This is a genomic window from Catenulispora yoronensis, from assembly GCF_039531695.1.
Classification (GTDB): domain Bacteria; phylum Actinomycetota; class Actinomycetes; order Streptomycetales; family Catenulisporaceae; genus Catenulispora; species Catenulispora yoronensis.
The window spans coordinates 57,295-80,939 of the sequence record NZ_BAAAQN010000057.1; the positions used below are offsets into that span (position 1 = coordinate 57,295).

The following is a 23,645-nucleotide window of genomic DNA, read 5'->3' on the forward strand; positions in this document are numbered from 1 at the left end:
GATCGACGGAAGGTGATGCAAAAGGCGCACAGTGCACGGGCAGCGCGGGCAGCAGGCAGGAGGACCGTCAGGTGACCGTATCGGTCGGGGCGCGGCAGGCGGGGCCGGGCCTGCGCCTGTTCGCCGGCGCGCTCGACGGCCTGCTGGTGCCCGACGACCTGCCGGACGGCTTCGTCGCCGCCGACGCCGAGGGCGTGGTGCGGGTGTTCAACCGCGCCGCCTCCGCGCTCACCGGGATCCCCGCCGACGCCGCCGTGGGCCGCGACTTCGCCGAGGTGCTGCCGCTGCGCACCTCCGACGGCCGCGACTGGTGGCGCCTGGCCGACCCCTACGGCGGGCTGAGCATCCGCACCGGCCACCCCGAGGTGCCGCTGTGGCTCGGCGACCCCGAGGCCGGGCCCGACGCCGGGCCGCAGGCCGGCACCGAACTGCTCGTCACCGCCCGCTACAGCCGGCGCGACGGCCGCTCCACCCCGGTCACCGGCCTGGTGCTGGGGCTGCGCGGCACCGAGCAGCGCCGCCGCCGCGAGCGCCGGCAGTCCGACCTGATCGCCACCGTCGCCCACGAGCTGCGCTCCCCGCTGACCAGCGTCAAGGGCTTCACCGCCACCCTGCTCGCGCGCTGGGACCGGTTCACCGACGACCAGAAGCGGATGATGCTCCAGACCGTGGACGCCGACGCCGACCGCGTCGTGCGCCTGATCGCCGAGCTGCTGGACGTCGCGCGCCTGGACTCCGGCCGGATGGCGCTTCACCGGGTCCCGGTGGACCTGCACCAGCTGATCACCGACCAGGTCCGGGCCTGTGTGGCCCAGGGCGTGCCGGAGGAGACGTTCCGGATCGAGATCCCGTGCGGGCTGCCGCCGGTGTCGGCCGACCCGGACAAACTCCGGCAAGTCCTGGCCAATCTTCTGGAAAACGCGGTGCGGCACGGCGGAGGCACTGTCACAATCGAGGCTCAGGCCGAGGACGACCGGTCCTTGCCGGGTCTGCATACCGAAGGTGTGTCGAGCGTGGCGGTGGCGGTGAGCGACGAGGGTCCCGGGATCCCGGAGGACCAGCTCACCCGTGTCTTCACCCGGTTCTGGCGGGGTGGCCGCCGAGGCGGGACCGGCCTGGGCCTGTCCATCGTGAAGGGGCTCGTGGAAGCGCACGACGGCGTCGTCTCCGTCGGCAACGGCGCTTCCGGCGGCGCCCGCTTCCGATTTACCTTGCCCGTCGCGTAGGCCTGCACAGGCCGGCGCGCGGGCTTCTCCGCGTCCTTCGCACGGATCCTTCACGCCCCGCGCCGTGTCACAGCCCGGGCGGAATCCGTGTTCGTCCAGTGGCCCCTCTAGACTCGGCTGTGCCTGCTGAGCTCGCGGGCCGTGAATCCATGGAGACCAAAACAACATGTCGGCACCGAACAAGTCGTACGACCCGGTGGAAGTCGAGGCGGTGAAGCCCGACGAGGTCGCCCGCCACCGGTCCGACGCGCTGGCCGCCATCGCCGCCGCGTCGACGTTGGACGAACTGCACCAGGTGAAGATCGCCGTGGCCGGGGACCGTGCCCCGCTGGCGCTGGCCAACCGCGAGATCGGCGCTCTGCCGCCGGCCGCGCGCGCCGAGGCCGGCAAGCGCATCGGCGAGGCCCGCGGCGCGGTGAAGCAGGCGCTGGCCGAGCGGCAGGAGCAGCTGGAGACCGAGCGCGACGCCCGCGTCCTGATCGAGGAGGCCGTCGACGTCACCCTGCCCTGGGACCGCGCCCCGCGCGGCGCCCGGCACCCGCTGACCACGATCCAGGAGCGGATCGCGGACATCTTCGTGGCCATGGGCTACCAGGTGGTGGACGGGCCCGAGGTCGAGGCCGAGTGGTACAACTTCGACGCGCTGAACTTCCCGCCGGACCACCCGGTGCGCGACTTGCAGGACACGTTCTTCGTCGCCGGCAAGCCGGCCGGCGAGGGCGCCGAGAGCACGGCCAGCGGCATGGTGCTGCGCACTCACACCTCCCCGGTCCAGGCGCGCACCCTGCTGGCGCAGGGCGCCCCGGTGTACGTCGTCTCCCCGGGCCGCACCTACCGCACCGACGAGCTCGACGCCACGCACACCCCGGTGTTCAGCCAGATCGAGGGCCTGGCCGTCGACGAGGGCCTGACCATGGGGGACCTGAAGGGCACCCTGGACCACTGGGCCACCGCGATGTTCGGCGACGGCGTCGTGACCCGCCTGCGCCCGCACTTCTTCCCGTTCACCGAGCCGTCGGCCGAGGTCGACCTGCAGTGCTTCGTGTGCAAGGGCGCCTCGGTCGGCGACCCGGACAACCCGTGCCGCACCTGCGGCTCCGAGGGCTGGATCGAGTGGGGCGGCTGCGGCATGGTCAACCCGCGCGTGCTGGTCGCGTGCGGCGTGGACCCCGAGCGCTACAGCGGGTTCGCCTTCGGGATGGGCCTGGAGCGGAGCCTGATGTTCTTGAACAACGTCAAGGACATGCGGGACATGATCGAGGGAGACGTGCGCTTCACGCTCCCGTTCGGGATGGAGATCTGATGCGCGTCCCCTACTCCTGGCTGCAGGACTACGTTGCGCTGCCGGACGGGACCACCGCGTTCGCGGTCGCGGACACGCTGACGCGGACCGGCGGCGGCAAGCTGGAGACCATCGAGAAGGTCTCCGAGGGCCTGACCGGGCCGCTGGTCGTCGGGCGGGTCGCGGCGATCGAGGAGCTGACCGGCTTCAAGAAGCCGATCCGGCACTGCCAGGTGGTCGTCACGGCCGCCGCCGAGGGGCCGGGCTCGGCCGCCACGCCGCAGTCGATCGTGTGCGGCGCGCGCAACTTCGCCGTCGGTGACCACGTCGTGGTGGCGCTGCCGGGCGCGGTGCTGCCCGGCGACTTCCGGATCGCCGAGCGCAAGACCTACGGCCGGGACTCCAACGGCATGATCTGCTCGGCGCGCGAGCTGGGCCTGGGCGAGGACCACGACGGCATCATCGTGCTGGCGCCGGAGTCGCCGGTGGGCGCCGACGCGATCGTCTATCTGGGGCTGGACGACGAGGTCGTCGAGTTCGAGATCACGCCGGACCGCGGCTACGCGCTGTCCCTGCGCGGCATCGCGCGGGAGACCGCGATCGGCTTCGAGCTGCCGTTCCTGGACCCGGCGGCCCTGGCCACGCCGGCCGGCGACGACGCCGGCTACCCGGTCCGCGTCGACGACGCGGCCGGCTGCGACGTGTTCGTCGCGCGCACCGTCACCGGCCTGGACCCGAAGGCGTCCTCGCCGCTGTGGATGCAGCGGCGGCTCCAGATGTCCGGGATGCGGCCGATCTCGCTGATCGTCGACATCGCCAACTACGTGATGCTGGAGCTGGGCCAGCCGATCCACACCTACGACCGGCAGCGGCTGTCCGGGCCGATCGTGGTGCGGCGGGCCGGCGCCGGCGAGGTGCTGGAGACGCTGGACGGCGCCAAGCGGCAGCTGGACCCGGGCGACCTGCTGATCGTCGACGACTCCGGGCCGATCGGCCTGGCCGGCGTGATGGGCGGGGCCTCCACCGAGATCCACGACGGGTCGACCGAGGTCGTGGTCGAGGCCGCGCACTTCGAGGCCACGTCGATCGCGCGGACGGTGCGGCGGCTCAAGCTGCACTCCGAGGCGTCCAAGCGCTTCGAGCGCGGCGTGGACCCGGCGGCGGCGGCCGCCGCCGCGCAGCGCGTCGTCGACCTGCTGGTGGAGCTCGGCGGCGGCACCGCCGCGCCGGGCGCGACCGTGGTCGGCACGCCGACCCGTCCGGCCGCGATCACGATCCCGTGGACGCACCCGGGCCGGGTCGCGGGCGTGGACTACACCCGCGCGGAGGTCGAGCAGCGGCTGACCGAGGTCGGCTGCGAGCTCCTCCCCGCCGGCGACGACGACCTGGTGGTCACGCCGCCGACCTGGCGCCCGGACCTGCGCGACCCGAACGACCTGGCCGAGGAGGTGATCCGGCTGGAGGGCTTCGACCGGCTGCCCTCGACCCTGCCCCGGGCCGGCGCCGGCACCGGCTACAGCCCGGCGCAGCGGATCCGCCGCCGGGTCGGCACCGCGCTGGCCTCCGCGGGCTACTCCGAGGTCATCGCCTACCCGTTCCTGGGACCGGCCGACCTGGACGCGCTCGGGCTGCCGCCGAACGACCCGCGCCGCAACACCGTGCCGCTGGCGAACCCGATCTCCGAGGAGCAGCCGGCCATGCGGACCACGCTGCTGCCGGGGCTGCTGGCGGCGCTGCGGCGCAACGTCGGCCGCGGCAGTGCCGACCTGGCGCTGTTCGAGCAGGGCCTGGTCTTCCGGCCGAAGCGGGACGCCGCCCCGGTGGCGCCGCGCCTGACCGTGGAGCGCCGGCCCACCGACGAGGAGCTGGCCTCGCTGGACGCGGCGCTGCCGCACCAGCCGCGGCGGGTGGCCGTGGTGCTGTCCGGCCTGCGCGAGCCGGCCGGCTGGTGGGGCGCCGGGCGCCCGGCCGGCTGGCAGGACGCGATCCAGGCGGCGCGGATCGTCGCCGACGCCTGCCGGGTCGAGCTGGAGATCACCCAGGACCAGCACGAGCCCTGGCACCCGGGCCGCTGCGCCCGCCTGGCGGTGAACGGCCGCCTGGTCGGCCACGCCGGCGAGCTGCACCCCCGGGTGGTCGCCGAGCTCGGCCTGCCGCCGCGCACCGCCGCGCTGGAGCTGGAGCTGGACCGGATGATCCCGGACGTCGAGGTGCTGACCCAGGCCCCGGCGCTGTCCACGATGCCGGTGGCGACGCAGGACGTCGCCCTGGTCGTCGACGCCTCGGTGCCCGAGCACGCCGTCGAGGCGGCGCTGCGCGAGGGCGCCGGGCCGCTGCTGGAGTCGGTGCGCCTGTTCGACGTCTACACCGGCGAGCGCATCGGGGAGGGCCGCAAGTCCCTGGCCTTCGCGCTGCGGTTCCGGGCCCCGGACCGGACGCTGACCGCGGAGGAGGCGAGCGCCGCCCGGGAGAGCGCGGTGGCGCTGGCGGCCGAGCGGACCGGCGCGGCGTTGCGGAGCTAGGCGGGACGTAAGGCGTACGGAAGGCGCGGCGAAGGCGCACGGAAGGCGCGGCGGCCGGGATGGTTCCCGGCCGCCGCGCCTTCTGCTTTCCGAGGCGTTGCCCGCGGCGCTCCTACGACGTGACCCAGATCTGTCGCAGCCCGGACTCGCCCGGCGCGGAGGGTTCGACGCTCACCGTCCGGTCCAGCCGGAAGCCCAGGCGCCGCGGCACGGCGGCGCTGCGCACGTTCTGCGCGTCGCAGTGGATCTCGACGCGGTCGGCGCCCTCCAGGCTCAGCGCGACGTCGGTGACCCAGGCGGCGGCCCGGGTCATCACCCCGCGCCCGGTGGCGCCGGTGCGCAGCCAGTAGCCGATCTCCACCCCGCCGGGACCGATCCGGTCCATCAGCGAGATGCTGCCGATCAGCGCGCCGCCGGCGTCGATGATGAACCAGTTGAAGAACCGGCCGGTCGGCCACTGCTCCAGGCAGCGCGTGATGAAGGCCTCCTGGTTGGCCAGCTCCACCGGCTCGGTGGCCCAGGGCATCCACGGGTGCAGCTCGGCGAAGCTGTCCGTGACGGCGTCGAGCAGCACCACGGCGTCCGCCGGCGCGGGCCGCCGCAGGCGGAAACCGTCGAGCTCGGCGACCTCCGGCGGGAACACTCCGGGTGCCAGGGCCTTGGGCTGTTCAACAGGTTCGGTCATACGCCGTCATGATCCTGATGAGTCGGCCTCATGGCAACCCGCTCCGCGCTGTTTTCCAGTCCTTGCGGCAGCGCACATCCGGCGCAAGCCAAACGCAAGAGGCGGCGTCGAGAATTGATGTCAACCAGGGAACACCGTCGGGGGCCTGGTGAGAGGGGTTCTGCGAGATTCCGCAACAGGGGCTGGCAGGGCCCGGGGGTCTATGAGCGCGCAGTCTGCCCGTCGTGGGGCGGCGGGCAGACTGCGATCTTCATGGAGACGCCGGGTTCGGCCGGTCGAGGGGGTTGGCCGAACACCTGGCGGGCCCCCGGAACCGGCGGACCCGGACGGATCCCGAACCTGTCCCGAACGCTCGAACGGATCCTGGACTCTCGAACGGATCCTGGACTCTCGGACGGATTCCGGACTCTCGGACCAGTCGGCACCGGCCTCAGCCGGCGGCCTGCTCGTCGAGCTCGGCGATCTCGCGGGCGAGGTCGGCGGCGAACCCCTGGCGGCCCAACCGCAGGAAGATCTCCCGGGCCTGGGCGTAGGCGCGGCGCGCGTCGTCGTACTGGCCCAGCGCCACGCGGGCTTCGCCCAGGGCCCACAGGGTGTAGCCCTCGCCGTCGTGGTTGCCGATCGAGCGGTGCAGCTCCAGCGCCTTCTCCACGGACCCGATGCCCTCCTCGGGCCGTCCGTCCTTGACGTGCAGCTTGCCGAGGTTGCCCCAGGCGATCGCCAGACGCGGGGTGTCGCCGACGGCCTCCGCCTCGGCCAGCAGCCGCGGGTACACGAGCAGCGCCTCCTGCGGCTTCCCGGAATCGCGCAGCGCCTCGGCCAGCGCGAGCAGCACCGACACGCGCATGCTGGCCAGCAGCGGCGTCTCGGGCAGCGTCTCGATCTCGGCCAGCGAGGCGCCCAGCCGCTCGGCGGCCCGCGCCGGCTGCCCGCTCTGCGCGACCGTGATCGCGGCGTTGATGTTCGCCTGCGCGACCCGCTCGGCCAGCCCGGCCCGCTCGTAGTGCGGGACGGCCTCGGCGAACGTCGCGATGGCCTCCTCGAAGCGGCCGAGGGCCCCGTACACGATCGCCAGGTTGTTCAGCTGGACCCCGGCCACCTCCGGCTCCCCGAGCGCCACCGCCGAGGCGACGGCCACCCGCAGCGGCTCCTCCAGCTCCTCCACCCGGCCGCGGATCCGGAAGCCGTGCAGCAGGACCAGGGGGAGCGCGGCGGCGGTGGCGTGGTCGCCGGCGCCGGCCGCCGCCACGACCGCTTCCAGCAGGCCCGCCGACTCGCGGTCGAACCAGTCCCCGGCCTCGGGCAGCCCTTCGAACGGGGCCGGTCCGCCCTCCGGGATCCACGCCTCCCACGCCAGCTTGGGCCGGTTCGGGGTGAACAGCCGGTCCGCGGCCGCCGCCATGGCCAGGCACCACGCGGTCCACCTGCCCACCGCCGCGGCCCCGGCGTCGGCGCCGTCATTGTTCCGGGCGTGCTCGCGGGCCAACTCCTGGATGAGGGGATGGAAGGCGAAGCGGTCCGGCCCGGCCGCCTCCAGCAGCGACACCTCCACCAGGTGCTCCACGGCGGAGTCGGCGTCGAACTCGTCGACCCCGAGCACCGCGGCGGCGGCCGGCAGGCTGAAGCGCTCGCCGCCGATGAGGCTCAGAAGCCGGAAGGCGCGCGCCAGGTCGACGTCGCGGCCGGCGGCGCCGTAGTTGAGGGCGCGGTAGCTCTCTTCGAGCGGGCCGCGCAGGGCGGAGGGTTCGGGGGCCTCGTCCTCCAGCGCGTCGATGCCCGCCAGCCGCCGGCCGACCGTCTCCACCCGCGTGACCAGCGACGCGACGCTCCGGTTCCGCCGCTGCGCCAGCCGCGCCCCGCAGATCCGCAGCGCGATCGGCAGCCCGCCGCAGGCCCGTGCCAGCCGGGCCAGCGCCTCCGGCTCGGCCGCCGCCCGCTCGGTCCCGATGATCCGCGCGAGCAGAGCCACCGCCTGCTCCGTCGGCAGGCTGCCCAGCTCCACCGGCACCTGGCCGGCGAGCCCCGGCAGGTGCCGCCGGGTGGTGACCACCACCGCCGCCGGGGCGCCGGCCGGCAGGAGCCGCCGGATCTGCGCCGGGTCGGTGGCGTCGTCCAGGATCAGCAGCACCCGGCGGTCGGCCAGCGTGCCGCGCAGCAGTGCCGAGCGCTTGTCGGCGTCGGCGGGGAACTCGGTCACGCCGAGGGCGCGCAGCACCTCCGCGACCAGTTCGCCGGGCCGTCGCGGCGCGCGCAGGCCGCCGAGGCGGACGAACACCTGGCCGTCCGGGAACTCCGGACGCAGCCGCTGCCCGAGCCGCACCGCGAACGAGGTCTTGCCGACCCCGCCGGGCCCGGTGACGACCACGACCGGCGCCGGATCGCCGGGCTCGGCCGCGGTGAGGACCTCGGCGACGGCGGCCAGCTGCTCCTCGCGTCCGGTGAAGTCGGCGACGCCGGGCGGCAGCAGGTGCGGGGCGGCCGGGCGGTCGTCGTCCTCGCGCAGGATCTCCTGGAAGGCGGCGCGCAGCTGCTCCCCGGGCTCGATCCCGGCCTCCTCGACGAGCACCCGCCGCACCCGCTGGTACTCGGTCAGCGCCTCGGCCCGCCGGCCGTCCGCGGCCAGGGCCTGCAACAGCAGCGCGGCGGGCCGCTCCCGGAACGGGTTCTCGGCGACCAGCACCCGCAGCCGCGGGATGACGGCGGCGGCCCGCCCGAGCCGCACCTCGACCTCGAACAGCTCCTCGCGGGTCGCGAGCTCCTGCTCGTCCCAGTACCGGACGGCGTCGTCGCGCCACGGCCCGCCGGGCACGTCGGCCAGCGGCGCGCCACGCCACATCGCGAGCGCCTCGCTGTACGCGGACGCGGCACCGTCCAGATCCCCGCGCGCGGCGGCGGCACGAGCCGTCTCGCGCAGCGCGCGGTAGACGTCGATGTCCAGCTCACCAGGCGCGAGTTCGACGGTGTAGCCGGAGGAGTGCGTCCTCACCCGGTCGCCGAGCGGTCCCAGGGCGGTCCGCAGGCGGCTGAGATAGCTGTGCAGCGTCCCGGCGGCCCCGGCCGGCGGCTCCAGATTCCACACCTGGTCGGCGAGATCGGCGGCGGCGACCGGCCGCGGAGCGGTCAGGAGCAGGGCCGCGAGCAGGGCCCGCTGCCGCGCGGCGGCGATCGGACGCGGTCCGGTCGGGTCCTCGACGAGCAATGGCCCGAGGATGCCGAACCGTATCCCTGACATGGACACGGACAGTATTGGACTGGACATGGAAGGGGCAATTCGGCAGCTCGGACCACGCCGTTGTGCCGGGACACGCTATTTGCGACTGACGTGGCGCCTTGACCTGGCGGCTGGCTTCGGCGGGACAGTAGGTAGTCGCGTGCTTCTGTGAAGGCGCTGACGTCCAATATGGATGAAGCGTGTCGGGTGGCCACGGGATCTGCCTTCAGGATCAGATCCCCTGCGATGTGCTCACCCCTGTTCGAACCAGGTGGTTACGTTCGCGGTACGTGGCGGAGCGAGAACCGTCTCCTCGGTCTCCCTGCCGTTGAGCCAGCATATCTGGAAGGTATCGGTCTCAGTGTCGAGCAGGCAGTAGACGGCGTCGCTGTCGCGGGCCAGGGCGGTGAAGGTCTTGCGGACGCTTCCGGAGCACTCGAAAAGCCGGCTCATGTCCGAGGTAGCCGCAGTGAACTGCAGGGATGCGTAATGCGGGTGAAGTTTGGGCGAGAACCGAGCGGTGAGGTAGATGTATCCGATCGCCGCTCTGCCCGACTCGTCGAGTTCCAATGCGCTGAGGCCCGCCTGTTCGCGCTTGGCGTTGGATGCCACGTGATACCCGCGTACCGCCTCATCGACTTCGAAAAGCAGCACCGTGTCGAGCTCAAGGTTCCGGCCGGTAGAGCAGTCGACCGGATCCCGCTTGAAGTGTGAGGTGAACGGGATGAGCAGTTGCTCACCGCCCGGCAAGGTCAACGCCAGCGCGGGCTCGCCCCGACCGGGAGGCAGGAGCTTGGCGAGCTCGCCCAACGCTCGGGGGATGTTGCGTGCAGGCAGGAAAATCTCGTAGCTGTAGTCCAGTCCCATCCATTTCACCCCCTTAGCCGAACCGGATCATCCCACGGTACCGACTGTCAACCCCCGTACGCACTGTCGACGCCAGCCACGACATGCAGGCGGTTGCAGAAACCATGGCCAGGTTCTAACCAGCGCGACCCGGCACAGCCGCCCCGTCCACTTCCCGAGACACCCCTTTGCATACAGTTCCAGTATTCCGTATTCTCATGCACATGACTTACACGGCGGCGGTGGCCGGCGCGACCGGCTACGCGGGCGGCGAGCTGCTTCGCCTGCTGCTCGAACACCCCGACATCCAGATCGGCGCTCTGACCGCCGGTTCCAGTGCCGGCTCCCGTCTCGGGGATCATCAGCCGCACCTGGCGCCGTTGGCCGACCGCGTCGTCGCCGACACCACCGCCGAGGTGCTGTCCGGGCACGACGTCGTCTTCCTCGCGCTGCCGCACGGGCAGTCGGCGGCCATCGCCGAGGCGCTCGGGCCGGACACGCTGATCGTCGACTGCGGGGCCGACTACCGGCTGGTGGACGCCGCCGCGTGGGAGAAGTTCTACGGATCGGCGCATGCCGGGACCTGGCCCTACGGCCTGCCCGAGCTGCCCGGGGCGCGCGCCGCGCTGCACGGGGCGAAGCGGGTCGCGGTGCCCGGCTGCTTCCCGACCGTCGCCTCGCTGGCGCTGGCCCCGGCCGTGGGCGCCGGGCTGGTGGAGCCGGACGTGGTCGTGGTCGCCGCCACCGGCACCTCCGGCGCCGGCAAGTCCCTGAAGCCGAATCTGCTGGGCTCGGAGGTCATGGGCAACGCGTCCGCGTACAACATCGCGGGGACGCACCGGCACACCGCGGAGATCACGCAGAGCCTCGGCGCCGTCGCGCAGGGGCCGGTGGCGGTCTCCTTCACGCCGGTGCTGGTGCCGATGCCGCGCGGGATCCTCGCCACCTGCACCGCGAAGCTTCAGCCGGGCGTCACCGCCGACCAGCTGCGGGACGCCTACCTCAAGGCCTACGCCGACGAGCCGTTCGTCACCGTCCTGCCGGAGGGCCGGCTGCCCACCACGGCGGCGGTGCTCGGTTCGAACAACGTCCAGATCCAGGTCGCCGTCGACGAGGCGGCCGGGCGGGCCGTCGTCATCGGGGCGATCGACAACCTCACCAAGGGCACCGCCGGGGGCGCGGTGCAGTGTGCGAACCTCGCGCTCGGCCTGCCGGAGACCGCGGGCCTCAGCACGGTCGGGACCGCGCCGTGAGCGCCGCCGTGAGCACTGCCATGAGCACCCCCGCGGACACCGCCGTGAGCACCGCCACGAACATCGCCGCCGCCGACACCGCCACGAACATCGCCGCCGCCGACACCGCCGCGGACACCACCCCCAACCCCCTCACCGCCACCGCCCGCGTACTGCGGCGCCACCTCGTCACCGCGATGGGGATCTCCGTTCGGATGGGAGTCGAACAATGAGCGTCACCTCCGCGAAGGGCTTCCGCGCCTCGGGCGTCGCCGCCGGCCTCAAGGCCAGCGGCAACCCCGACCTGGCGCTGGTCGTCAACGACGGCCCGCTGCACGCCGCCGCCGGCGTCTTCACCTCCAACCGCGTCAAGGCCGCCCCGGTCCAGTGGTCCGAGCAGGTCCTCAAGGGCGGCACGGTCGCCGCCGTGGTGCTGAACTCCGGCGGCGCCAACGCCTGCACCGGCCCGGCCGGCTTCCAGGACACGCACAAGACCGCCGAGGAAGCCGCGGCCCTGCTCGACGTCTCCGCCGCCGAGATCGCCGTCTGCTCCACCGGCCTGATCGGCGTCCGCCTCCCGATGGACGCCCTGCTCGGCGGGCTCAAGACCGGCACCGCCGCGCTGACCGCCGACGGCGGGTTGGACGCCGCCACCGCCATCATGACCACCGACACCGTGTCCAAGACCGCCGAGGCGCACGGCTCCGGCTACACCGTCGGCGGCATGGCCAAGGGCGCCGGCATGCTGGCCCCCGGCCTGGCCACCATGCTCGTGGTCGTCACCACCGACGCCGCCGTCGAGGCCGAGGCCCTGGACACGGCGCTGCGCGCGGCCACCAGGGTCACCTTCGACCGCGTCGACTCCGACGGCTGCATGTCCACCAACGACACCGTCCTGCTGCTGGCCTCCGGCGCCTCCGAGGTCGTTCCGGACCCGGCCGAGTTCCAGCTCGTCGTCACCGCCGTCTGCGCCGACCTGGCCCGGCAGCTCATCGGCGACGCCGAGGGCGCCACCAAGGACATCGCCGTCGAGGTCGTCAACGCCGCCAGCGAGGACGAGGCGGTGCAGGTCGCCAGGGCCGTGACCCGCAGCAACCTGTTCAAGTGCGCCATGTACGGCAACGACCCCAACTGGGGCCGCGTGCTCTCCGCCGTCGGCACCACCGACGCCCGGTTCGAGCCCGACCGGCTCTCCGTCGCCATCAACGGCGTCTGGGTCTGCCGCGACGGCGGCGTCGGCGACGACCGCGACCTGGTCGACCTCACCGGCCGCGAGGTCACGGTCACCGTCGACCTGGCCGCCGGCGGCTCGGCCGCCACCGTCTGGACCAACGACCTGACCCCCGGCTACGTCCACGAGAACTCGGCCTACTCCTCATGAGCACCATGCACAGCGGCGTGGAGGCCGCCGAGGCCGCCGCCGTCTCCGAAGCCGCCGCGGCGGAAGCCGAGGCCGAGGCCGCGGCCGCCACCAGCGCCAAGACCCGCAAGCACGAGGCCCTGGCCAAGGCCGGCATCCTCACCGAGGCCCTGCCCTGGCTGTCCGCCCTGCACGGCAAGACCGTCGTGGTGAAGTTCGGCGGCAACGCCATGATCGACGACGAGCTCAAGGCCGCCTTCGCCAAGGACATCGTGTTCCTGCGCTACGCCGGCCTGCGCCCGGTCGTCGTGCACGGCGGCGGCCCGCAGATCAACGCCCAGCTGGACCGGCTCGGCATCGAGCACCGGTTCGCCGGCGGCCTGCGGGTCACCACCGACGAGACCATGGACGTGGTCCGCATGGTCCTCACCGGCCAGGTGCAGCGCGACATCGTCGGCCTGATCAACACCCACGGCCCGTTCGCCGTCGGCATGTCCGGCGAGGACGCCGACACCATGAAGGCGGTCAAGCGCCACGGCGTGGTCGACGGCGAACCGGTCGACATCGGCCGGGTCGGCGACGTCGTGGCTGTCGACGCCGGCGCCGTGCGCGCCCTGCTCGACGACGGCCGCATCCCGGTCGTGTCCTCCATCGCCCGCGCCGCCGACGGCACCGGCGTCTACAACGTCAACGCCGACACCGCCGCCGCGGCGCTCGCCGTCGGCCTGGGCGCCGAGAAGCTGGTGGTCCTGACCGACGTCGAGGGCTTGTACGCGGACTGGCCGGCCTCCGACGAGCTGATCAGCAGGCTGAGCGCCGACGCGCTGGCCGGGCTGCTGCCCACGCTGTCCTCCGGCATGGTGCCGAAGATGGAGGCCTGCCTGCGGGCCGTGCGCGGGGGCGTGCCGCGGGCCCACGTGCTGGACGGCCGCGTCCCGCACGCGCTGCTGCTGGAAGTCTTCACCGACGAGGGGATCGGAACGATGGTGGTGCCGGAATGAGCGCGGTCGACACCCAGCCGGGCACCGGGCTGGACGAGCCCGGCGCCGAGGGCGCCCTGCCCGTCGTCGAGCCCGGATACGGCGCGGCCTGGACCGAGCGCTACGGCTCCGCCCTGATGAACACCTTCGGCACGCCGCAGCGCGTCCTGGTCCGCGGCGAGGGCGCCTACGTCTGGGACGCCGACGGCAACCGCTACCTGGACCTGCTGGCCGGCATCGCGGTCAACGCGCTGGGCCACGCCCACCCGCTGATCGTGCAGGCCGTCACCACCCAGCTCACCACCCTGGGCCACATCTCCAACTTCTTCGCCTCGGCCCCGCAGATCGTGCTGGCCGAACGGCTGGTGGAGCTGCTCGGGCACGCCAACGGCACCGACGCCCGGGTGTACTTCTGCAACTCCGGCGCCGAGGCCAACGAGGCCGCGTTCAAGGCCGCGCGCCGCACCGGCCGGACCAAGATGGTCTCCACCGAGGGCTCGTTCCACGGCCGCACCATGGGCGCGCTCGCGCTCACCGGCAAGGCCGCCATCCGCGAGCCGTTCGAACCGCTGCCGGGCGAGGTGACCTTCGTCCCCTATGGCGACGTCGCAGCGCTCGAAGCCGCCGTGGACGACGACACCGCCGCGTTCATCGTCGAGCCGATCCAGGGCGAGAAGGGCGTCGTCCCGGCGCCGCCCGGCTACCTGGAGGCGGCCCGCGAGATCACCGCTCGGCACGGCGCGCTGCTGATCCTCGACGAGATCCAGACCGGCATCGGCCGTACCGGCAAGTGGTTCGGCCACAGCGGTACCGGCGTGGTCCCGGACCTGGTCACGCTGGCCAAGGGCCTGGGCGGTGGGATGCCGATCGGGGCCTGCGTGGGCCTGGGCCGGGCGGCGGCCCTGCTCACCCCGGGACAGCACGGCTCCACCTACGCCGGCAACCCGGTGGCCTGCGCCGCCGGCCTGGCGGTGCTGCACGCCATCGAGCGCGACGCGATCTTGGAGAACGTCACCGAGGTCGGCGCGCACCTGACGGCCGGCATCATCGGGCTCGACCACCCGGCCGTGGCCGGCGTGCGCGGCGAGGGGCTGCTGCTGGCGATCATGCTGACCGTCCCGCACTCCGCCGAGGTCGCCCGGGCCGCGCTGGCCGCCGGGTTCATCATCAACGCCCCGGCGCCGGACGCCATCCGGCTGGCCCCGCCGCTGATCCTCACGGTGGCGCAGGCCGACGACTTCCTGGCCGCGCTGCCCGCCTTGCTCGACGTCGCCTTGGACGCGGCCGCCGATGCTGCCGATGCCGCCGGTGCTGCCGACGCCGCCGAAGGTCCCGGCGCCGCCGCCCAGAACCCCGACCCGGAGCCGGGCCCGGAGCCCGCGCAGAGCCCTGACCAGGACTCCGCGCAGAGCACCGCCCAGACCCCTGACCAGACCCCCGACAAGGACGCCTGAGCCCATGGTCCGCCACTTCCTCCGCGACGACGACCTGACCCCCGCCGAGCAGGCCCGGGTCCTGGACCTCGCCGCCGCCTTCAAGAAGGCCCCGCTGGACCACCAGATCCTGTCCGGGCCCAAGGCCGTGGCCGTGATCTTCGACAAGCCCTCGACCCGCACCCGGGTGTCCTTCAGCGTCGGCGTCGCCCAGCTCGGCGGCTACCCGCTGGTCATCGACTCCGCCACCAGCCAGCTCGGCCGCGGCGAGGAGCTCGGCGACACCGCCAAGGTGCTGGAGCGGCAGGTCGAGGCGATAGTGTGGCGCACCTTCAGCCAGTCCCGGATCGAGGAGCTGGCCGCCGCCAGCGCGGTGCCGGTCGTCAACGCCCTGACCGACGACTTCCACCCCTGCCAGATCCTGGCCGACCTGCAGACGGTGCGCGAGCACAAGGGCGCCCTGGCCGGGCTCACCATGACCTACCTCGGCGACAGCGCCAACAACATGGCCCACTCCTACCTGCTGGGCGGCGCCACCGCCGGCATGCACGTCCGGGTCGCCGGGCCCGAGGGCTACCCGCCGCGCGCCGACATCCTGGCCGACGCCGTCCGCATCGCCGAGGCCACCGGCGGCTCGGCGACCTTCACCACCGACCTCGCCGAGGCCTGCGTCGGCGCCGACATCCTGGTCACCGACACCTGGGTGTCCATGGGCCAGGAAGAGGAGAAGGCCGAGCGGACCCGGGTCTTCCAGCCGTACGCTCTGGACGAGGTCGCGCTGGCGTTCGCCGCGCCGGACGCCATCGTCCTGCACTGCCTTCCGGCCTACCGCGGCTACGAGATCTCGGCCGCGGTCATCGACGGCCCGCAGAGTGTGGTCTGGGACGAGGCCGAGAACCGGCTCCACGCGCAGAAGGCCCTGCTCGCGTTCCTCCTGGAGTCTTCATGAGCGAAGCCACGGTCCCGCAGACCCGCACCGCACGCCACCAGCGCATCGCTCTGCTGCTGGAGCGGCACTCGGTGCGGTCGCAGGCCGAGCTGGGCCGGCTGCTGGCCGAGGACGGCCTGTCGGTCACCCAGGCCACGCTCTCGCGCGACCTGGACGAGCTCGGCGCCGTGCGGGTCCGCGACGGCGCGGGCAGCCTGGTCTACGCGATCCCGGCCGAGGGCGGCGACCGCACCCCGGTCGCCGCGCAGGCCGAACCGGTCTTCGAGCAGCGGCTGCACCGGCTGCTCGGGGAGCTGATGGTCAGCGCCGAGTCCTCGGCGAACCTGGTGGTGCTGCGCACCCCGCCGGGCGCGGCGCAGTTCCTGGCCAGCGCGTTCGACCGGGCCGCCGTCGCCGAGATCCTGGGCAGCATCGCCGGCGACGACACGGTGCTGCTGATCAGCCGCGACCCGGCCGGCGGCGCCGCCCTGGCGGCGAAACTGCTGGCCGCGGCCGAGAATTGACCCGCGGGAAACCTCCCGCCGCAACGATGAGAACACCCACCCCGGAATCCCAGCCCCACAGCTGGAACCAGCGATAGCAAGGAGCAGAAGGACATGGCTGAGAAGGTGGTGCTCGCCTACTCCGGCGGCCTGGACACCTCGGTGTGCATCGGCTGGATCGCCGAGCAGACCGGCGCGGAGGTCATCGCCGTGGCGGTCGACGTCGGCCAGGGCGGCGAGGACCTGGAGGAGATCCGCAAGCGGGCCCTGGCCTGCGGCGCGGTCGAGGCCGAGGTCGCCGACGCGCGCGACGAGTTCGCCGAGGAGTACTGCGTCCCGGCGCTGAAGGCCAACGCGCTCTACCAGGACCGCTACCCGCTGGTGTCGTCGCTGTCGCGGCCCACCATCGTCAAGCACCTGGCGGCCGCAGCCAAGAAGCACGGCGCCACCACCGTCGCCCACGGCTGCACCGGCAAGGGCAACGACCAGGTCCGCTTCGAGGTCGGCATCGCCTCGCTGGCGCCGGAGCTCAAGTGCATCGCCCCGGTCCGCGACTACGGCATGACCCGCGACAAGGCCATCGCCTTCGCCGAGGTCAACGGCCTGCCGATCGAGACCACGAAGAAGAACCCGTACTCGATCGACCAGAACCTGTGGGGCAAGGCCGTGGAGACCGGCTTCCTGGAGGACATCTGGAACGGCCCGATCGAGGACCTGTATTCCTACACCCAGGACCCGGCCGCCGCCCGCGAGCCCGACGAGGTCGTCATCACCTTCACCAAGGGCGTCCCGACCGCCATCGACGGCAAGCCGGTGACGCCGCTGGAGGCCATCCTGGAGATGAACCGCCGGGCCGGCGCCCAGGGCGTGGGCCGGATCGACATGGTCGAGGACCGCCTGGTCGGCATCAAGAGCCGCGAGGTCTACGAGGCGCCCGGCGCCATCGCCCTGATCGTCGCGCACCAGGAGCTGGAGAACGTCACCGTCGAGCGCGAGCTGGCCCGGTTCAAGCGCACCGTGGACCAGCGCTGGGGCGAGCTGGTCTACGACGGCCTGTGGTTCTCGCCGCTGAAGCGGGCCCTGGACGGATTCATCGACGAGGCCAACGAGCACGTCTCCGGCGACATCCGGATGACCCTGCACGGCGGCCGCGCGGTGGTCACCGGCCGCCGCAGCGGCGAGTCGCTCTACGACTTCAACCTGGCCACCTACGACACCGGCGACGTCTTCGACCAGTCCCTGGCCAAGGGCTTCATCGAGCTGTTCGGCCTGCCGTCGAAGATCGCCGCCAAGCGCGACCTGGGCAAGTGAGCCCGGGGCCGGCGGGCCGGGGACGGGACCGGTCCCGGGGGTAGTCCGGGCTAGGGTCCTTGCTCGGGTCCGCTGGTCCTCCGGTCTCCGGTCTTTTCGGTCCTGCCCGGCGAGCCGGTCGTTCCGGACCCACAACAGCTTGTAGTCGATATCCGCGTACACCTCCCGGCCGCCGGTTCCCCCGAGCCGGCGGCCCGGAGGCAGCACCCGAAGGTAGAAACGGCGAGGAATGATGAGCAGCCCGGAACCCACCCTGCGGCTTTGGGGCGGACGGTTCAGCGGCGGACCGTCGGAGGCGCTCGCGGCGCTGTCGGCGTCCGTGCACTTCGACTGGCGCCTGGCCCGCTACGACCTGGCCGGCTCGCGCGCCCACGCCCGGGTGCTGCACCGCGCCGGGTTGCTGGACCAGGCGGACCTGGCCGCGATGTTGGCCGGTCTTGACGCGTTGGAGGCCGACGTGGTCTCCGGGGACTTCGTGGCCACCGTCGCCGACGAGGACTGCCACACCGCGCTGGAGCGTGGCCTGGTGGAGCGGCTCGGTGCCGAGCTCGGTGGCCGGCTGCGGGCCGGTCGCAGCCGCAACGACCAGATCGCCACCCTGTTCCGGATGTATCTGCGCGACCACGCCCGGCAGCTCGCCGGCCTGCTCGCGGACCTCCAGCAGGCGCTGATCGACCAGGCCGCGGCCCACCTGGACGTCGCCATGCCCGGCCGCACCCACCTGCAGCACGCCCAGCCGGTGCTGTTCGCGCACCACATCCTCGCGCACGCCCAGGCCCTGTCCCGGGACGCCGAGCGGCTGCGGGACTGGGACAAGCGCGCCGACGTCTCCCCGTACGGCTCCGGCGCCCTGGCCGGCTCCTCGCTCGGCCTGGACCCCGAGGCGGTCGCCGCCGACCTGGGCTTCTCGGCCAGCGCCGCCAACTCCATCGACGGCACCGCGGCGCGCGACTTCGCCGCCGAGTTCGCCTTCGTCACCGCGATGATCGGCGTCGACGTCTCCCGGATCGCCGAGGAGATCATCCTGTGGACCACGAAGGAGTTCTCCTTCGTGACCCTGGACGACGCCTTCGCCACCGGCTCCTCGATCATGCCGCAGAAGAAGAACCCGGACATCGCCGAGCTGGCCCGCGGCAAGTCCGGGCGGCTGATCGGCAACCTGTCCGGCCTGCTGGCCACCCTCAAGGCCCTGCCCCTGGCCTACAACCGGGACCTGCAGGAGGACAAGGAGCCGGTGTTCGACTCCGTCGACACCCTGGAGGTCCTGCTCCCGGCCTTCACCGGCATGATCGCGACGATGACCGTGCACGGCGGCCGGATGGCCGAGCTCGCCCCGGCCGGCTTCTCGCTGGCCACCGACGTCGCCGAGTGGCTGGTCCGGCAGGGCGTGCCGTTCCGCGTCGCGCACGAGGTGGCCGGCGCCTCGGTCCGCTACTGCGAGCAGCGGGACATCACCCTGGAGGAGCTGACCGACGAGCAGCTCGCGGAGATCTCCCCGCTGCTGACCCCGGCGGTGAAGGACGTGCTGACCGTCGAGGGGTCGCTGGCCTCGCGCGACGGCCGCGGCGGCACCGCGCCCAAGCGGGTCGCCGAACAGCTCGACGCGCTGGTGGCGGACGTCGCCGGGCAGCGGGAGTGGGCCGCCGGCTGACGGCTTCTGGACGACTTCGTGCAAGAAGCGCCGCCGACGATGGCATGTCGGCGGCGCTTTGGGCATTCTTAGAAGTCATGTCTGACTAAAAGGCATGTCGGCGTGAAAGGGGGAGCGCTGTGCGGACAAAAGACCACTCGCGGGGCCACGGCGGGTACGGCGACGCACCGGAGGAACCGTGGTCGGAGATCGTGCCGGGACTGTGGATGGGAGGCCACGAGTACATCGGCGCGGACGGGATGTGGACCGAGGCGGTCGTCGTCGACGAGTTCGACGCGGTCTACAGCCTGCACAATCGGGAAGGACACGGACCGGCGGACGGCGTCGACCACCATGTGCTGGAGGTCCCGGACGACGCCCTCACCGCAGAACAGATCCGTGCCGTGGAGGAGTTCGCGGCCGCCGCGCAGCGGGACTTCGCCGCGCGGCGACTGGTGTTGGTGCGATGCCGAGCCGGAATGAACCGCTCGGGGCTGGTCGTCGCATCTGTGTTGATCCGGAGCGGCTTCACGCCGCGCGACGCTATAGCGACGATCCGCAGGCAGCGCGCGGCGCGGGCGCTGAACAACGAGCACTTCGTCGCTTACCTGGAAACCGGGCTGGATCTCGCAGCCCAACTCACCGGGCTCGGCGCGGCGGAGTAGTAGGGCGCGCGGGGCGAGCGCTTAGCAACGAGCGCTCCGTCGCCTAGGTGGAAACGAGCCAGACAACCGCGGCCCAGCTCATAGAGGTTGATGTCGGACTGAATGAGCTGGGCTGCGGGACGGCTGACCGCTGGCAACTGCTGACTGTGGACGGCTGACGGCTGACGGCTGACGGCTGGCAACTGTTGACTGCTGACCGTTACAGCCGGCCGCTGGTGTGCAGGACGTCGTCCAAGAAGTCCAGAACCTGAGTCACCAGAGCGCCGATGTCGCTCGCGCCCTCCAACACATGGGCCGCACCCTCGACCGGTACAAGGTCCGCGCGGACCCCGACCGCGCGCAGCGCCGCCGCGAGGTTCTCGCTCTCGGAGTACGGAACGCTGTCGTCGGCCACGCCATGCATGAGCAGGAACGGCGGCGCGTCCGCGTGGACCTGACGCGTCGGGCTGGCGGCCCGGGCCCGTTCCCAAAGCCCCGGCACGCCGCCGTCGAGCAGCGCGTAGATGGGATCGCCGGGGACGTCGACCCTGGTGATCCCCTCGACGAAGTCCGCCGGGCCGTACCAGTCGACGACGGCGCGGATCGGCACGTCGAAGTCCTGGTCGAGGGCCGCCAACGCGCCCAGCGTCGCGCCGGCCGACTCGCCCCACACCGCGAAGCGCCCCGCGTCCAGGCCGAGCTCGTCAGCGCCCGCGTGCAACCGGCGCAGCGCGCTCTCGACATCCTCCAGCGGCGCCGGGAACACCGCCTCCGACGACAGCCGGTAGTCGAGGTCGGCCACCGCATAGCCGCGCGCCAGCAGCCGCTCGTAGAACCCTGGTGACTCCAACGCCCCCAGCATCTCCGGCAGATCCACCCGCGAGCCGGCCCAGAAGGCGCCGCCGTGGAGGAACGCTATAAGGGGCTTGCGGCCTTCACCCGGCGGCACCCGCAAATCCGCGTGCAGCGGCCGGAACCCCTGAACCCGGGAGACGGTGATGTTGCGGTAGTGCGCGACGCCGTCCGCGTCGACGAACGGTGGCCGGATCGGTTCCATCGACATGAGCCTCCTCGTGAGATCTTTGCGCGGAGACTATCCGCAAATTGCGGTCTACTCACGAGTTCTTGCACGCAGCCCGGACGCGGCCCCTCGCCGACCGTCGAGTACCGCGTCCGGAACCCGCCGCCGCCGTCAGCGGCGCATGATTGACTCTGTCCATGCCCGCCGTCGAGCGCTCGTTCTTCGCCCGTTCCTCTCAGGAGGTCGCGCCCGAACTCCTGGGATGCCTGCTAGTACGGGAGACCGCGGAGGGACGCCGGGTCCTGCGTATTAGCGAAGTCGAGGCGTATGCGGGACCACTGGATCCCGCCTCCCACGGCTACCGGGGGAAGACGCCGCGAAATGCCGTCATGTTCGGCCCGCCGGGTCACCTCTATGTGTACTTCACCTATGGGATGCACTTCTGCATCAACTTCGTCTGTAGTCCTGAGGACGAGTGCTCCGCGGTACTCATCCGCGCGGGGGAGATTGTCGAGGGCGTGGAGCTGGCGCGCGCAGCGCGGCCCGGGTCCTCGGAGCGTGATCTGGCGCGCGGACCGGCGCGGCTGACGAAGGCGCTGGGCCTCGCGCGCGAGGACAACGGCGCTGATCTGTGCGATGGCGGAGCGCTCACGGTGCTGGAGCGCGCTTCGGCCGACTTCACGGTGGCGACCGGGCCGCGAGTCGGCGTGTCGACGGCGGTCGACGTGCCGTGGCGGTACTGGATCGCGGGGGACCGTACGGTCAGTGCGTACAAGGCACACAAGCCGAAGGTCCGGGGGAGCGCGGCCTCTGCCGCGTCCGCCACGTCGTCCTGAGTCCTGAACCCGTTCGCCGGAGCGCCGCCCGATACGGCAGGCTGGTGTCCGACAGTTTCCATCCGCCGACATCGTGAGGGACCACCGTGACCGACATCGTCGAGGAGCTCAAGTGGCACGGCCTGCTGGCCCTGTCCACTGACGAGGACGCGCTGCGCAAGGCGTTCGCCGACGGGCCGGTCACCTTCTATGTGGGCTTCGACCCGACCGCGCCGAGCCTGCACTTCGGCAACCTGGTCCAGCTGATGGCCGCGCGCCACATCCAGCAGGCCGGGCACCGTCCGCTGATCCTGGTCGGCGGGTCGACCGGACTGATCGGCGACCCGAAGCCGAACGCCGAGCGGCAGCTGAACAGCAAGGAGACGGTCGCGGAGTGGGTCGGGAAGATCCGCGAGCAGGTCTCCCGCTTCGTCTCCTTCGAGGGCCCGAACGCCGCGACTGTGGTGAACAACCTCGACTGGACCGCCCCGATGTCCGCGATCGACTTCCTGCGCGACATCGGCAAGCACTTCCGGGTCGGCAAGATGCTCTCCAAGGACGCCGTGAGCGCCCGCCTGAACTCCGAGGCCGGCATCAGCTACACCGAGTTCAGCTACCAGATCCTTCAGGGCCTGGACTTCCTGGAGCTCTACCGGCAGTACGGCTGCATTCTCCAGACCGGCGGCAGCGACCAGTGGGGCAACATCACCGCCGGCGTCGACCTGATCCACCGCGCCGAGGGCGTCTCGGTGCACGCGCTGGCCACTCCGCTATTGCTGAAGGCGGACGGGACGAAGTTCGGCAAGACCGAGTCCGGCACCGTCTGGCTCTCCGAGGAGCTGATGTCGCCGTACGCCTTCTACCAGTACTTCCTCAACGCCGAGGACGCGACGGTGGTCACCTACCTCAAGGTGTTCAGCTTCCGTCCCCGCGCAGAGCTGGAGGAACTGGAGCGCCTCACTACGGAGAAGCCCCAGATGCGCGCGGCGCAGAAGGCGCTAGCCGAGGACGTGACGACGCTGGTGCACGGCGCGGACAACACGGCCAAGGTGATCGCCGCCTCCAAGGCGCTGTTCGGCCAGGGTGACTTGGCCGAGCTCGACGAGCCCACATTGCGCGCGGCGCTGTCGGAGCTGCCCGGGACCAAGGTCCCCGAGCTCGTGCCGGTCGCCCAGCTGCTGGCCGACACCGGCCTGGTCGCCTCGCGGGGCGCCGGCCGCCGCACCATCAACGAGGGCGGCGCCTACGTGAACAACCGCAAGATCGAGGTGGAGGACGAGACGCCGACCGCCGCCGATCTGCTGCACGGCCGCTGGCTGGTGCTGCGCCGGGGAAAGCGGACCCTGGGCGCCGTCGAGGTCGGGTCCTGACCAGCGGCGACTCGGCTCTGTTCGTCCCGAGTTGACCCGCGCGACGTCTCCGCGTACAGTTTGTAGACGTTGCCCGCCAGGCAGGATCTACGTAATCGCGAGATCACTACGGGTAACCATCCGAAGACTGACTTCCACGGCAGTTATGGGGCTGACTGAAGCTCCGTAGATGCCGTGTCGGCTTCTGCGGATGACGCAGGGCCCTGACGGCGCCGATTTGGTCGCCGGCCGGAGAGTCCGATACAGTCTGGGAACCGCCGAGGAACGGGAATTCAAATCCCGCGCCGAAGCAATCGCAAAAGAAAGTCTGGCTCTGCATTTCAAGAGCTAAACCGAAATTGCGAAAAACGCAGCGGATCTGCTAAGATCTAAAGCGAAGCAAGACAAGAACAAAACAGCAAGAAAAAGTACACAGTAAGACCTGACAACGCCGGGTCGCGAGCGGTCGGAACGAGCAGTTCCGGTACGGGTGGTTCGGGCGTCTGTTTCTTGAGAACTCAACAGTGTGTGACAGATTGTGATGCCATGGACCTCAGCGCCAGCGCTGAGAGTCATTGAACACATGGTTGGTAGACGGCTCTCCGACCCCCGTCGGGGATGTCCGAGCTACCTGCCAGGTGACTCTTCTGACACCTCTACCAGTCCT

19 protein-coding genes are annotated in these 23,645 nt (G+C 72.0%); 15 read left to right on the forward strand and 4 right to left on the reverse strand.

The features are described 5' to 3' along the window. The first annotated feature begins 71 nt into the window (after window positions 1–71). From ABD481_RS35415 to pheT, 3 genes are all read left to right on the forward strand, one after another. Window positions 72–1,226, forward strand: a complete 1,155-nt coding sequence (locus ABD481_RS35415; RefSeq protein ID WP_425559369.1) for a sensor histidine kinase — start codon at window positions 72–74, stop codon at window positions 1,224–1,226. Window positions 1,227–1,392: 166 nt separating this feature from the next. Further along, window positions 1,393–2,529: a phenylalanine--tRNA ligase subunit alpha gene (gene pheS / locus ABD481_RS35420; protein ID WP_344670208.1), complete on the forward strand. Its 1,137-nt coding sequence runs from the start codon at window positions 1,393–1,395 to the stop codon at window positions 2,527–2,529. Next, complete coding sequence (gene pheT, locus ABD481_RS35425) at window positions 2,529–5,030, forward strand: phenylalanine--tRNA ligase subunit beta (RefSeq protein WP_344670209.1); 2,502 nt, start codon at window positions 2,529–2,531, stop codon at window positions 5,028–5,030. Before pheS ends, pheT begins: the two co-directional genes overlap by 1 nt. Window positions 5,031–5,142: 112 nt before the next feature. Here the strand turns inward: pheT and ABD481_RS35430 are convergent, their stop codons facing one another. The 3 genes from ABD481_RS35430 to ABD481_RS35440 all read right to left on the reverse strand — a co-directional run bounded on the left by ABD481_RS35430 (window position 5,143) and on the right by ABD481_RS35440 (window position 9,793). After that, window positions 5,143–5,715, reverse strand: coding sequence for a GNAT family N-acetyltransferase (locus ABD481_RS35430; protein WP_344670210.1), 573 nt, complete (start codon window positions 5,713–5,715; stop codon window positions 5,143–5,145). A 430-nt stretch (window positions 5,716–6,145) separates the two neighbouring features. Then, window positions 6,146–8,947, reverse strand: a complete 2,802-nt coding sequence (locus ABD481_RS35435) for an AfsR/SARP family transcriptional regulator (RefSeq protein ID WP_344670211.1) — start codon at window positions 8,945–8,947, stop codon at window positions 6,146–6,148. Between the two features lie 231 nt (window positions 8,948–9,178). Then, a complete protein-coding gene (locus ABD481_RS35440) occupies window positions 9,179–9,793 on the reverse strand; it encodes a hypothetical protein (protein ID WP_344670212.1) in 615 nt (204 codons plus the stop codon). A 203-nt stretch (window positions 9,794–9,996) separates the two neighbouring features. Between ABD481_RS35440 and argC the strand changes: the two genes are divergently transcribed. The 10 genes from argC to ABD481_RS35490 all read left to right on the forward strand — a co-directional run bounded on the left by argC (window position 9,997) and on the right by ABD481_RS35490 (window position 19,814). Continuing rightward, entirely contained in the window at window positions 9,997–11,025 is a 1,029-nt protein-coding gene (gene argC, locus ABD481_RS35445; protein ID WP_344670213.1) for an N-acetyl-gamma-glutamyl-phosphate reductase, read from the forward strand. Window positions 11,026–11,045: 20 nt separating this feature from the next. Beyond that, on the forward strand, window positions 11,046–11,237 hold the full coding sequence (locus ABD481_RS35450) for a hypothetical protein (RefSeq protein ID WP_344670214.1): 192 nt from the start codon (window positions 11,046–11,048) through the stop codon (window positions 11,235–11,237). Next, a complete protein-coding gene (argJ, locus tag ABD481_RS35455; protein WP_344670215.1) occupies window positions 11,234–12,385 on the forward strand; it encodes a bifunctional glutamate N-acetyltransferase/amino-acid acetyltransferase ArgJ in 1,152 nt (383 codons plus the stop codon). The genes ABD481_RS35450 and argJ overlap by 4 nt, the downstream gene beginning before the upstream one ends. Further along, window positions 12,382–13,365, forward strand: coding sequence for an acetylglutamate kinase (argB, locus tag ABD481_RS35460; RefSeq protein WP_425559370.1), 984 nt, complete (start codon window positions 12,382–12,384; stop codon window positions 13,363–13,365). Before argJ ends, argB begins: the two co-directional genes overlap by 4 nt. Next, the gene (locus ABD481_RS35465) at window positions 13,362–14,798 is read left to right on the forward strand and encodes an acetylornithine transaminase (protein ID WP_344670216.1); all 1,437 of its coding nucleotides are present in this window, start codon (window positions 13,362–13,364) and stop codon (window positions 14,796–14,798) included. The genes argB and ABD481_RS35465 overlap by 4 nt, the downstream gene beginning before the upstream one ends. A gap of 4 nt (window positions 14,799–14,802) precedes the next feature. Next, window positions 14,803–15,726 carry an ornithine carbamoyltransferase gene (gene argF / locus ABD481_RS35470; protein WP_344670217.1) on the forward strand — a complete coding sequence of 308 codons (924 nt, stop codon included), beginning with the start codon at window positions 14,803–14,805 and terminating at the stop codon, window positions 15,724–15,726. Next, complete coding sequence (locus ABD481_RS35475) at window positions 15,723–16,229, forward strand: arginine repressor (RefSeq protein WP_344670218.1); 507 nt, start codon at window positions 15,723–15,725, stop codon at window positions 16,227–16,229. The genes argF and ABD481_RS35475 overlap by 4 nt, the downstream gene beginning before the upstream one ends. A gap of 93 nt (window positions 16,230–16,322) precedes the next feature. After that, window positions 16,323–17,519 carry an argininosuccinate synthase gene (locus ABD481_RS35480; RefSeq protein ID WP_344670219.1) on the forward strand — a complete coding sequence of 399 codons (1,197 nt, stop codon included), beginning with the start codon at window positions 16,323–16,325 and terminating at the stop codon, window positions 17,517–17,519. A gap of 232 nt (window positions 17,520–17,751) precedes the next feature. Beyond that, entirely contained in the window at window positions 17,752–19,170 is a 1,419-nt protein-coding gene (argH, locus tag ABD481_RS35485; protein ID WP_344670220.1) for an argininosuccinate lyase, read from the forward strand. A gap of 119 nt (window positions 19,171–19,289) precedes the next feature. Next, on the forward strand, window positions 19,290–19,814 hold the full coding sequence (locus ABD481_RS35490) for a protein-tyrosine phosphatase family protein (RefSeq protein ID WP_425559371.1): 525 nt from the start codon (window positions 19,290–19,292) through the stop codon (window positions 19,812–19,814). A 199-nt stretch (window positions 19,815–20,013) separates the two neighbouring features. Here ABD481_RS35490 and ABD481_RS35495 read toward each other — a convergent pair whose 3' ends face one another. Then, window positions 20,014–20,856: an alpha/beta hydrolase fold domain-containing protein gene (locus ABD481_RS35495; RefSeq protein WP_344670221.1), complete on the reverse strand. Its 843-nt coding sequence runs from the start codon at window positions 20,854–20,856 to the stop codon at window positions 20,014–20,016. 155 nt (window positions 20,857–21,011) lie between these two features. Between ABD481_RS35495 and ABD481_RS35500 the strand changes: the two genes are divergently transcribed. Beyond that, window positions 21,012–21,650 carry a DNA-3-methyladenine glycosylase gene (locus tag ABD481_RS35500; protein ID WP_344670222.1) on the forward strand — a complete coding sequence of 213 codons (639 nt, stop codon included), beginning with the start codon at window positions 21,012–21,014 and terminating at the stop codon, window positions 21,648–21,650. 86 nt (window positions 21,651–21,736) lie between these two features. Then, on the forward strand, window positions 21,737–22,999 hold the full coding sequence (gene tyrS, locus ABD481_RS35505; protein ID WP_344670223.1) for a tyrosine--tRNA ligase: 1,263 nt from the start codon (window positions 21,737–21,739) through the stop codon (window positions 22,997–22,999). The last annotated feature ends 646 nt before the right edge of the window (window positions 23,000–23,645 follow it).